Origin of the sequence: Streptomyces pactum, from assembly GCF_002005225.1 — a bacterium.
GTDB lineage: Bacteria > Actinomycetota > Actinomycetes > Streptomycetales > Streptomycetaceae > Streptomyces > Streptomyces pactum_A.
Window position 1 is genome coordinate 1,544,575 of sequence record NZ_CP019724.1, and the last position, 12,719, is coordinate 1,557,293.

Genomic DNA, 12,719 nt, shown 5'->3' on the forward strand with positions numbered 1-12,719 from the left:
CGCGTCGGACTAGCCGGCCGCGGCTTCCGCGAGGATGGTGTCGCCGTGGTACCAGGGGTTTCCGGCGGCCTCGGAGATGAGGTTGCGGGACTGCGTCTCGTGGGCGCGGCCGAGAGCGAGCGTGAGGTGCTGGACGAACTCCAGGGCGGTGAAGTACTTCCGCATGAAGGTGGGTTCGGCCATCGGGATCTCGATCACCTCGATGTTCCTGTTCTCCGGGCGGTCGCTCGTGAGCAGGCCCGTCAGGTTCTTCCGCTTCGCCTGCGTGTACTCGTCGTCGTCCGCGTCGGCGAAGACCAGCACGCTGTGCTTGCGCGTCGGGTCCGACAGGGTCGCCACCTCGCTGTGGCAGAACTCGTGGAAGTAGTTGCGGGTGGCCGGCACCATGGCGATCTCGTTGAGGTGCATCTTGGCCAGCTTGAGCAGGCTCTCGTGCCACACCGGTGAGGCGATCATGATGATGTTGGCGTCCCGGCTCCGCAGGGCCGCCGTGCGCGCCAGCTCCCGGTGGGCGTCGGTGTAGTCGTGGGCCAGGTGGTCCGGGAGCGCCCGCACCTCGTCGCCGAAGTCCCGCGCGACCAGGCCCAGCCGGAAGAAGACGTCCAGCAGGATGGCGAAGTACTGCCCCACGTGGAACAGGGGGTACTCGCGGTCGGGCTCGCTCAGCTCCCAGCGGAGGATGGACACACCGGCCTCGCGGCCCAGCTCGGCCAGGCGCCCGCCGGAGGTGAGCAGGACCATCCGGTCGTGGGCGTGCGCGAGCGCGTGGAAGGCTCGCGCGGGCTCCATGGAGTGGCCGCTGTAGGAGCTCAGGATGATCAGGGTCCGGTCGTCGTCCATGATGGAGGACGGCAGCAGGTACGCGTGGTCGTAGTCGTTGAAGACGTGGAACTCCACCTCGGTGCCCGTCGAGATGAAGAAGGCGCGGACGACGTCGGAGACGATCGCCGAGCATCCCATGCCGGTGAAGACCACACGCTTGAAGTGACCCGCGGCGATACGGTCGCGCAGGCTGCCGGACAGCTCGTCCAGCGAGTATTCGTCGGACTTCGTGAAGCCCTTCCGGTAGTTCTCGGAGAGGAATTCCTCGTACCGGTCCATTCGAGTACGCACGTACACAGCCCTCTTCTCGGAAAATGGGAGTGTGGAGGTCTTCTCGCGCTCGCCGCGAGAATCACCACATGAACTGTCCGCCGTCCACGATCAATTTCTGACCGGTGACGTACGAGGATTTCTCCCCGATCAGGAATTCCAGCGCGTCGGCCATCATTTCGACATCTCCGATGCGCCGCTGCGGGATCTCATCGAGCAACTTGTCGCGGTAGTGCGTTTCGTTCGTCCGAAATCGCGTGCGCATCTCCTCGGTGTCGATCATTCCGGGGATGAGCGAGTTGACGCGAATGGTCGGAGCCAGCTCCATCGCGAGGCATTTCGTGAAGTGCAGGAGACCCGCCTTGCTGGCGCAGTAGTTCAGCCCGTCCAGCCGCGGGCGGATCCCCGTGGTGGCCGCGACGTTCACCACCGATCCGCCGCCCGCCTCGAGCATCCTCGGCGCGAGCGCCCGCGTGAGGTAGAACGGCGCGGACAGGTTGGCCGCGATGACCTGGTCCCAGTCGTCGAACGACAGGTCGAGGAAGGGACGGTCGATGTTCCGGCCGGCGTTGTTGACCAGCACCCTCGGCGCCCCGTACTCGGCGAGCAGCTCTTCCGAAACCGTGACCACCGCGTCGCGGTCCGCCAGGTCGGCTCGCACGGCCCGGAAGGAGTCGCCGAACTCGCGCTCGGCGACGGCGGCGGACTCCTTGTCGCCCCGGTAGAGCGCCACGACCCGGTACCCCAGCGACACCAGGCGTCCGCTCAGTGCGAGCCCGATACCTTTGGTACCGCCGGTGACCACCGCGAATTCCTTGTGCACCCTCATGTCTCCTGTACGCATCGACGGACTCACCGGAAGAAGATTCATCTGATCCTGCAACGATCCCGCGAAGAATCAGCCGCGGGATGTTGTCACGGATAGGAATACCGGCCGGGCATCGGCGGGCCGGCGGAGGTTGCCTGCGGAAATGCGGCGCCCATTTCAGAGGTCTCGATCACCCTAGCCCCATTACTTTCGCTCCAGCAAGGCCGATTTCACCGGGCGGCACATCATCCGGAAATGACGGCCGCCCGTGCGGTCAGTTTCGCGGCGTCAGCCTGCAGCGGACCCGGCCGGTGGGCCGCAGGGTGATTCCGGTGTTCAGCGGGATATCGGTGTCGACAGCGGTGAACGAGTAGTTCTGGAGCAGCACGCTCAGAGTGAGGGTGGCGTTCAGCATCGCCAGGTGCTGGCCGATGCACGCCCTCGGACCGCCGCCGAACGGGAACCAGGCGTAGCGGGGGCGCGCGGCCTCGTGCTCCGGCAGGAACCTGTCCGGGTCGAACGTCTCGGGGTCCTCCCAGATGTCGGGACGGCGCTGGACCACGCCGGAGCTGACCACCACATCGGCGCCGGCCGGAATGGTGTACGAGCCGACCCGCACGTCCTCGGTGGTGATGCGGCCCTGGGCCGGCGCGGCGGGGTAGAGGCGGAGCGTCTCCTTGAGCACCTGCGTCAGGTAGGGGAGCTTCTCCAGGTCCTCCGCGACGGGCTCCCGACCGCCCAGGACGCTGTCGACCTCCTGGTGGGCGCGGGCCTGCACCTCGGGGTGACAGGCGAGGAGGTGCAGCGTGAGGCCCAGGGTGGTGGCGGTGGACTCGTGACCGGTGACGAGGAAGACGAGGACCTGGTTCCGGGTCTCCTCCGCACTGATCGGGTTGCCCTCGTCGTCGTGCGCCCGCGCCAGCAGGCTGAGCATGTCGTTCCGGCCGGCCGGGACGGCCGAGTCCTCGGCGCGGCGGGCCGAGATGATCTCGTCGCACACCTCGTACAGCTCACGGTGCGCCTTGGCGGCGCGCAGGTTGCCCGGCGTGGGCACCTTCCGGGACAGGTTCACCGGGGCGAAGGCCCGCTTGACGGCGTAGGCGTTGATCAGCGGGAAGTTCCGCTGCACCGTGGGGACCATCGCGTCCACGTCGTTCTTCCGGCCGAAGAGGATGCGGGAGATCGTGCGCAGCGTGTGCCCCGTCATCTCCTCCGCCACGTCGACGGTCGCGTCCGGCGCGGTCCGCCACCGCTCGACGAGGCTGCCGGTCTCCTCGGTGATCTCCGAGCCGTACTCGTTCACCTGACGCGGCGTGAACAACGACTGGAGCATGCGGCGCTGGCGCAGGTACTCGTCCCCCATGCTGGTGAGCAGCCCGTTGCCGAACGACTGCCGCAGCTCCCCGAGAAACCGGTTCTCCTTGGAGAAGGTCTGCGCCGAGGACGCCAGCACCTGCTGGGCGCCGTCCGCCGAGAACACACCGTAGAACTCCGCCCGCATCCCCGGCGGACCCACCGTGAACCGGACCACGTCGCCGTGGTCGCGCAGCGCCTTGAGGTAGGTGCCCAGCGTGTCCTTCTGGAGGTCCATCAGCGACCCGAACAGCGGGTGCCCCGTCATGGTGGGGGGTGCCGAAACCGTCGAAGTGCTCGCGGTCATGATGCCGTCTCTCCTTCTGCTGCTTACGTGCCCGGCCGCGTCCTGCGGGCCGGACGCGTCGGGTGGTGCGGGTGCCGGCTGCGCCGGTCGTTCCGGGGTGGCCGGCCGATGCCGGACCGGGCACGCGCTCGCCGTCGTCGGTGAGTCCGGCGTGCTCGTCGCCGCGGCGCGCAGGTGGGCCACGTCCGATCGCGGGGACGCGACGATCTCCGCCAGCAGCCGCTCGTAGGCGCGGGCCATGCGCTCGGCGGTGCGCGGGGCGAAGAGGTCGGTGCTGAACTCCAGGTAGCCCCGCAGCCCCGACGCCGTTTCCTCCGCGACGAGGTTGAGGTCGTACCTCGTCGTCGTGGTCGTGGGACGGATGGGCAGCACCTCGAGGTCCGCCGCGTCACCGCCGGACCCGGGGGCGGCTGCGGGAAGCAGGTTGAACATCACCTGGAACAGCGGGGAGCAGCCCGGCTCGGGGGTGGGCGCCAGGGCCCGGGCGAGGTCCGGGAACGGCAGGTCCTTGTGTGCGTGCGCCTCGGTGGTGACGTGCCGGGTCCGCGTCAGGAGATCGGGGAAGGAGCGGTCCTCGGGCACGTCGACGCGGAGCGCCAGCAGGTTCACGAAGTAACCGACCACGCTCTCCAGCTCACTGCGCGGGCGGTTCGACACCGCGGTGCCGACGACCAGTTCGCTGCCGTCCGTGTGACCGCCCAGCAGCACGGCGAAGGCCGACAGCAGGGTCATGTAGAGCGTGGCCCCCTGCTCCTGGCTCAGCCGGCGCAGGCCGTCCAGCAGGTCGGCGGGGACCTGGAACTCCACCGACGCGCCCTGGTACGTCTTGACCGGGCATCGTGCGTAGTCGGTGCGCAGCGGCATGCAGGCGGGCAGTCCGGCCAGTTGCCGCCGCCAGTAGCCCTCTTGGCGCGAGAGCTCCGCGGCGTCGGTCGTGCGCGCCTGCCAGCGGGCGAACTCCGCGTAGGACAGCGGAAGGTCGGGCAGTTCCGGGGTCTTTCCCCGGCTGAGCGCGCGGTACAGCTCGAGCAGTTCGGCCAGCACGATGTTCACGGACCAGCCGTCGAAGACGCCCCAGGGCCGGGTCAGTACCCCGATGTGCCGGTCGTCGGAGACGGTGAGCAGGTGTGCGCGGATCGCGTACGGGTCCTCGGGCGCGAAGGGGCGCAGCCGTTCGGCCCGCAGCCACTGCGTGACCGCGTCCTCGTCGACGGCCGCCGGCCGCACCGCGAAGCCGTCGGCGGGATGGACGCTCTGGGTCCAGGTGCCGTCGTGCCGGGTGTAGCCGGTGCGCAGCACCGCATGCCGTTCCACCAGCGCCCCCACGGCGCGCGCGTAGGCCTCGCGGTCCAGGGATCCGTTGATCCGGAACGCCAGTTGGACGTTGTCGTGCGCCGTTCCCAGGTGTGCGGGCCGGTTGAGGAACCACAGATCGCGCTGCTGGAGCGTGATGGGCGCCGGGCCCGGCTCCCCGGCCTCGCCGGCCGCCGCCGGCCCGGCCGGGGCCGACGGTCCGCTCTCCGGCTGCGCCGGCCGCTCCAGGACGGCGGACATCTCCTCGACGGTGGCCCCGCTGAAGATGAGCTGGAGCGGCAGCTCGGCGCCGGTCTCCTTCTTGATCCGCAGGGTGAGCCGGGTCGCGAGCAGGGAGTGTCCGCCGAGATCGAAGAAGGTGTCCTGGAGTCCGACCTCGGTGAGACCGAGGACGTCGGCGACGATCCCGCACAGCGCGCGCTGGGCTTCGGTCCGCGGGGCGACGTACCGCTCCTTGGTCACGTCGGCCTCGTCCGGGGCCGGCAGGGCCCGCTTGTCGACCTTGCCGTTCGGCGTGACCGGCAGTTCGTCGAGGACCACGAACACGCCGGGCACCATGTAGTGCGGCAACTGCGCGGAGAGGTGCTCCTTGAGGGCGCGGGCCAGTGACGGCGCCCTGCGGCCGAGCTGCGGATGGTTGGTCGCGGCGGGCGCCCGGTAGGGCTCACGCGCCCGTACGCGGGGCAGTTCGCCGCGGCCGAGCACCAGGTCGAGGCCGTCGAGCCGGTCCTGTGACCAGGTGGCCGCCACCTGGAAGCCGAGTTCCTCGGCGTGCCGGAGGACGGCTTCGAGCTCGCGGACCTCGTCCGCGGTCCGCGACCGGGGCGTCGGCGGCTCGGCCGCTCGGGCGTGCGGCCGCTGCCCGAGCTCCGCGCCGAGGCGCACGGCGTCGGTGACACGGGGGTTCGTCAAGCCGCTCACCCCGAACCGGTCGGGGACCTCGCCGTCCAGCAGGTCGCGCAGCTCCGCCGGGGAGGCGGCCTCCAGCCACGGCAGGGGGACGGCCGGTGCGACGTCCTTGCGCAGGATCACGTCGTAGCGGTAGGCGAGTGCCCCGTCGGCGCCCTCGCCCCGCCCGACGACGAGGTCGACCGCCCCCAGCTCGGGGAGCCGCTCCGGCAGGCGGGCGAAGTACGTCGGGCTGACGAGCAGTTCCCGCTCCTGGCGCCGGGCGCGTGCCACGCGGGTGGCCGGCGTGTCGGCGGTGTCCGCGGGCTCCGGACGATCCCGCTCGGCCGCGCAGAGCTCGGCGGTGAACAGATCCAGGTTCCGGACGCCGCCGACGAGGACGCCGCCACCGTCTTCCAGGAGCGGCACCAGGAGCTCGAGCACCTTTTCCAGGTACTCCTCGTTCGGGAAGTGCCGCACCACCGAGTTGAGCACGATCGTGTCGAACTTCTCGCCGGACAGCTCCGCCGCGGACAGTGCGTCCCCCTGGGTCAGGGTGACGTGCGACCAGCCGCGGCGTGCCACCTCGCGACGTGCCGCGTCGAGCGCGGCGGCCGACGGATCCAGCGCGTGCACCGAAGCGCGGCCCGCGGCGTAGCGCAGGAGCAGCTCTCCCCCGCCGCAGCCGATCTCCAGCACCCGCTTCGGGCCCATGCGCTCCACCTGCCGGGCCACTGCCTCGGCGGCTGCCGGGTCGGCGGACGCGGTGCCGAGGGCGTACCGGTCCTCGGAGTCCTGCCGCCACTGTTCGAGGTGGGCGGCGTTCTCCTCCCGGGCGGCGGTGTGCAGCCACTGGGGGGTCGGGCTCAGGTAGGCGGCGAGGGTGCGGGCGGCACCGCTCCCCTGCGGGACGACCACGGCACGGTGCACCGAGGGGTGCTGGAGCAGCACGTTGGCGACTTCACCGGGCTCTACGCGGAAGCCGCGCACCTTGATCTGGTCGTCGACACGGCCGAGGTAGTCGAGCGTGCCCCGCACCCGCCAGCGGACCAGGTCGCCGGTGCGGTACATGCGGGTTCCGGGGTCGAACGGATTGGCCACGAACCGCTCGGCGGTCAGGTCCGGCCGGTTCAGATAGCCGCAGGCCGTGCCGTCACCGGAGACGTACAGCTCACCCGGCACTCCGAGCGGTACCTGTCGCAGCGCCTCGTCCAGCACGTACACCCGGGTGTTCCACACCGGGGGGCCGATGGGCACGGCCGTCGCTCCGGGCTCGGACCGGTAGCGGCAGGCGGTGAGGGGACCGCCCTCGGTGGGCCCGTACAGGTTGTGCAGTTCGGTGTCCGGCAGTACGCGTGCGAACCGTTCGGCGAGCTCGACCGGCAGCGCCTCGCCCGCGGTCTCCACGCGGCGCAGGCCGGTGCAGTGTTCCGCGGCCGGTTCCGACAGGAACTCGGCCAGCATGGACGGGACGAAGTGGAGGTCGGTGACCCGCTCGTCGCGGATCAGCCGGGCGAGGTACTCCGGGTCCTTCTGTCCGTCGGGGCGGGCGATCACCACGGCCGCGCCGACCTGGAGCGGCCAGAACAGCTCGGGCACCGAGACGTCGAAGCCCACCGACGTCTTCAGCAGCATCCGGTCCTCGCCGCTCATGCCGTAGTGCCCCTGCTTCCACGCGGTCCAGTTCAGGCCCGCGCGGTGGGGGATCACCACGCCCTTCGGCCTGCCCGTGGAACCCGAGGTGTAGAGCACGTACGCGGCGTCGTCCCTGCCCACCCGGACCAGGGGGTTGTCGTCCCGGCGGCCGGTGGTGTCCGGCAGTTCGTCCAGCACGAGCAGCGGCTCACTGTCGGTGAGCACCTGCTCCGCGCGCTCGTCCGGGAGGTCGGTCTCCATGGGGAGGTACGCCGCTCCGGTCTTCACCACGGCGTGGACGGCGACCACCAGGTCGAACGAGCGGGGCATCCGGATCGCGACCCGCTGCCCGGGCCCGGCGCCCCGCTCGATCAGCCAGTGCGCGAGCCGGTTGGCACGGGCGTTCAGCTCCGCGTACGTCAGGGTGCGGCCCTCGAAGACCAGCGCGGTGCGGTCCGGAGTGCGTGCGACCTGCGCCTCGAACGCGGCGGGCAGCGTCTCGTACGGCAGGGGCTTCGCGGTGTCGTTCCACTCGGCCAGGCGCCGCCGGTCGCCCGCCGGCAGGACATCGACGTCCAGGGCGGCGGTACCGGTCCCGTCGTCGGTGGCGAGGGCGTCGACCAGGCCCGCCAACGCGGTCTCGAGGCAGTCGGCCACCGCCTCGCAGGTGACCGTCTCCTCCACCTGGACGTCGAGCGACAGCTCGGTGCCGAAGTCGTCGAGCGACACCGTCACGGGGTAGTTGATGGCGTCCACGGCCGCGCGAAAGCGCACCCCGTGGTCGTCGATGCGCGGCAGCTCCTCGTCGTGCTCCGCCTCGAAGTGACGGAAGTTGACCACCGCGGTGAACAGCGGGGCGTCGCCCTCCAGGCCGCTGCACCGCTGGACCAGGCTCAGAGGGCTCTGCTCCCGCGCGATCAGTTCCCGCAGTCCGGTGTCGACGTCCGTGAGCAGCTCACGCACGGACCGCCCGGCGAGCCGGGTGCGCAGGGGGAGCGTGTTGATGAAGTTGCCGAGCATGCGCTCCACCCCGGGCACGCCCTGCAGGCGTCCGGACATCACGGCGCCGAACACCACGTCGTCGCGCCCGCTGGTGGCGGCGACGAAGCAGGCCCACGCCGCGTGGAAGAGACAGGCCGGGCTCAGTCGCAGACGCTGCGCCTGGGCGCGCAGGTCGCGTGCGAGGGGCTCGGGCAGCGCTCGGCGCAGCCGGCCGACCCGACGGCCGTTGCCGTGCACGTCGGTGAGGCCGAACGGCGCGGTGGGCTCCGTGACGTCCTCGAGGGCCGCCCGGAAGTAGGCCACCGTGTCGTCCTCGGTGTGCCTGGCCAGGGTGTGGGAGACGAAGTCGCGGTAGGGCGCCGGGGTGGACAGCAGGTCGGCGCGGCCCGCCATGTGCGCGGCCAGCTCGTGCAGGATCAGCCGCAGGGAGGTGGCGTCCTCGATGAGATGGTGGGCGGTCAGGAGCAGGTGGCGCCGCGGCGAGTGCGGCTCCTCGGCGACGACCAGGCGCAGCAGCGGCGCGCTGTCGAGGCGCATCCGTTCCTGGCGCGCGAGCAGTTCCCTCGCCTGCTCCTCGGGGTCGCGGCCGGCGGCGAGCCTGGTCCGCAGCACGGGGAGCCGCGCGGCCCGGAGCACGACCTGGACCGGTTCGGGCAGGCCCGCGGTGAGCACGGCGGTGCGCATGACGTCGTGGCGGTCGACGATGCGCTGCAGCGCGTCGATGAACCGGGCGCACGCCTGCTCGTCGTCGGCCCGGTAGAGGGTGGAGACGAGATACGGGTCGTTGTCCGGGTCCATCAGGTGGTGGAAGAGGATGCCCTCCTGCGTGGGCAGCAGGGGGTAGACGTCCTGGATGGCGAAGGCCCCGCCGGGCACCGCGGCCACGACGGTGTCGATCTGCTCCTGTGTCAGGTCGATCAGTGGAAGCAGGTCGGGGGTGAGGCGCTCGCAGCCCTCCGGTATCCGGTTGGCCGGGACGGTGTGCGCGGGCGCGGTCCCGGCCGCGTCGACGCGCGCCGCGAGATCGGCCAGCGTGGGTGCGGTGAAGACGTCCTGGACGGTGACGTGCAGGCCGCTGTCCTTCAGCCGCGCCACCAGCACCGTGATCATCAGGGAGTGGCCGCCGAGGGCGAAGAAGTTGTCCTCGGCGCTGACCCGGTCGGCGTCGAAGCCGAGGAGTTCGGCGCAGACGTCGGCCAGGCGCCGTTCGGTGTCGGTGACGGGTGCGACGTAGTCGCGCCGGGCGAAGGCGTCGATGCCCGGGGCGGGCAGGGCACGGCGGTCCAGCTTGCCGTGCGCGGTCACCGGCAGGGCGTCGAGCTCGACGAACGCGCTCGGCACCATGTACTCGGGCAGGGCACCCTCGAGGTGCCGGATCAGGTCGGCGCGGTGGTCGGCGAGGGGGTGTCCGGGTTCGGGCACCACGTAGGCGACCAAACGGGGGCTGCCGGGCTGGTCCTCACGGACCAGGACGGCCGAGGAGCGGACGGCGGGGTGTTCCGTGAGCCGGTGCTCGATCTCGCCCGGCTCGATGCGGAAGCCGCGCACCTTGACCTGGTCGTCGGCGCGGCCGAGGAACTCCAGTTCGCCGCCGGGCAGTCGGCGCACCAGGTCGCCGGTGCGGTACATGCGGGCGTCGGGGGAGGCGTCGAACGGGTTGGGCACGAACCGCTCCCGGGTCAGCCCGGGCTGGTGCAGGTAGCCGCGGGCCAGTCCCGTGCCGGCGATGTACAGCTCGCCGACGCAGCCGACGCCCTGCGGTGCGAGAGCATCGTCGAGCACGTGCAGTTGGATGTTCTGGATCGGCCGGCCGATGGGCACGACGCGGGGGGTGCCCTCGGCGGGGACGGTCCAGTGGCTGACGTCGACGGCCGCCTCGGTGGGCCCGTACAGGTTGTGCAGCGGGGCGGTGTGCCGCTCGTAGTGGCGGGCGCACAGGTCCGCGGGCAGCGCCTCGCCGCTGCAGAAGACCTGCCGTACGGTCGTGCACCGCGCCCAGCCCGGCTCCTCGACGATGCTGCGCAGCATCGACGGCACGAAGTGCAGGGTGGTCACGCCGAACGCGCGGACGGCGGAGAGCAGGTAGGCGGGGTCGCGGTGACCGCCGGGCGCGGCGATCGCGAGCCGGGCGCCGCACAGCAGCGGCCAGAAGAACTCCCAGACGGACACGTCGAAGCTGTAGGGGGTCTTCTGGAGGACGACGTCGTCACCGGTGAGCCGGTACTCGTTCTGCATCCACTCGATGCGGTTGACCGCCGCCCGGTGCTCGATCATCACGCCCTTGGGGCGGCCCGTGGAACCGGAGGTGTGGATCACGTAGGCCAAGTGGCCCGCGCGCACCTCCGGTTCGGCCGTGGGGGCGTCCGCGTCGCGCGCGTCGAGGACGTCCGCGCCCGCCCGGTCGCGCAGGGTGCCGTCGGGGTGCAGGACGAGCAGGTGCTCGACGCCGTGCAGCGGTTCGGCGTCCAGGTGCGGCTGGGTGAGGACGACGGTGACACCGGTCTGGTCCACGAGGCCGGTGCGGCGGGCCGCCGGGTAGGACGGCTCGACCGGCATGTAGGCGCCCCCGGCCTTCAGGGTGCCCAGGATGCCCGCGACCATCTCGGCGGAACGCTCGGCGTGCAGACCGACCAGCGTGTCCGGTCCGACGCCGAGGTGGCGCAGTCCGCGGGCGATCCGGCCGGCCCAGGCGTCGAGTTCGGCGTACGTCCACGAGCGGTCGGTGGTGACCAGGGCGGTGCGCCCGGGGTGCCGGGCCACCCGCTCCTCGAAGAGTTCGTGCAGGCACCGGTCGTCGCTGAAGGGGCGCCCGGTGTCGTTGAACTCCTCGACCACCTGGCGACGCTCCTCGGCGTCGATCATGGCGAGCCGGGACACGGGCAGCGCCGGATCGTCGGCGACGGCGGCGAGCAGCCGGGTGTAGTGGCCGATGAAGCGCCGGATGGTCGCGCGGTCGTACAGGTCGGGGTTGTACTCGACGGTGCCGACCAGTCCGTCGGGGGTCTCCCGCAGGTCGAGCGTCAGGTCGAACTTGGTGAAGCTGAGGTCGACGTCGACCGGGGAGACCTCGAGGCCGCCGAGGGTGGCGTCCCGTCGGGTCTGTGCCTCCTGGAGGACGAACATCGTCTGGAAGACGGGCGAGTGGGCGAGGCTGCGCTCGGTGTCCAGGGACTCCACGACCGCCTCGAAGGGGACTTCCTGATGCTCGTAGGCCTCCAGGGCGGTCTGCTTCACCTGGGCCAGCAGGTCGCGGAAGTCCGGGTCGCCCGCGAGGTCCGCGCGCATCACCAGGGTGTTGGCGAAGAAGCCGACGAGGTCCTCGAGCTCGCGTCGCCCGCGGCCTGCGACGACCGTGCCGACGGCGATGTCCGTCTGGCGGGTGTAGCGGTTGAGGACGACGGTGTAGGCGGCCAGCAGGGTCATGTAGAGCGTGGCCTCGTGGACCTTGGCGACGTCGCGCAGGGCGCTCAGCAGTTCCGCCGGGCAGGTGAAGTTCTCGCCTGCCCCCGTGTAGGTCTTCAGCCGCGGGCGCTCCCGGTCGACGGGCAGCGTCAGCCGCGGGTCGATCCCGGCCAGTTGGCGCTTCCAGTAGTCCGTCTGCCGGTCGTGCAGGTCACCGGCGAGCCGCTCACGCTGCCAGTGCGCGTAGTCCGCGTACTGCACGGCCAGCGGCTCCAGCGGGTCGGGGCGGCCCGCGCGGAACGCCTCGTACAGAGCGACCAGGTCGCGGAAGAACACGCCGACCGACCAGCCGTCGGACACGCTGTGGTGCGTGGTGACGAGCAGGTGGTGTTCCTGCTCCGACTGCCGCAGCAGCCGTACCCGGATCAGGGGTCCGCGCTCCAGGTCGAACGGGGCGGCGGCCTCCTCGCGGCAGATCGCGGTGAGCCGCGCCGGGTCGGTCAGCTCCTCCTCGGCGACCGTGAAGTCGCCGCCGTCGCCGATGACCTGGCGCGGTACGCCGCCGACGTCGGTGAAGCGGGTGCGCAGCACCTCGTGCCGCTGGACGACGGCCGCCAGGGCGCGCAGCAGCGCCGGACGGTCGAGGCGGCCTCGCAGCCGCATCGCCATCGGGATGTTGTAGGCGGCGCTGGTGCCGTCCAGTTGGGCGAGGAACCACAGCCGCTGCTGGGTGAAGGACAGCGGCACGGGTGTGCCGTCGGTCCGGGGCAGCCGGGGAATGGTCTCGAGCGCGGAGAGGTCGACGCCCTGCTTGCGCAGCAGCGCGATCAGGGCGCGCTGCCGCTTCTTCGGCAGGGAACGGATCCTGCGGATGAGATCAAGGCCGGTGTCCTGCGTGGTGGTGCCCATCGTCGTCCC

The 12,719-nt window shown here is 71.4% G+C and carries 3 protein-coding genes; all 3 read right to left on the reverse strand.

Annotation, left to right across the window (positions count from 1 at the left end; genetic code table 11):
* Window positions 1-9: 9 nt before the first annotated feature.
* Window positions 10-1,113 (reverse strand): SIS domain-containing protein, encoded by a 1,104-nt coding sequence (locus B1H29_RS06410; protein ID WP_159027789.1) that lies wholly within the window; start codon window positions 1,111-1,113, stop codon window positions 10-12.
* A 61-nt stretch (window positions 1,114-1,174) separates the two neighbouring features.
* Entirely contained in the window at window positions 1,175-1,921 is a 747-nt protein-coding gene (locus B1H29_RS06415) for an SDR family NAD(P)-dependent oxidoreductase (RefSeq protein ID WP_055419306.1), read from the reverse strand.
* A 253-nt stretch (window positions 1,922-2,174) separates the two neighbouring features.
* Window positions 2,175-12,710, reverse strand: coding sequence for a non-ribosomal peptide synthetase (locus B1H29_RS06420; protein WP_079160057.1), 10,536 nt, complete (start codon window positions 12,708-12,710; stop codon window positions 2,175-2,177).
* Window positions 12,711-12,719 lie beyond the last annotated feature (9 nt).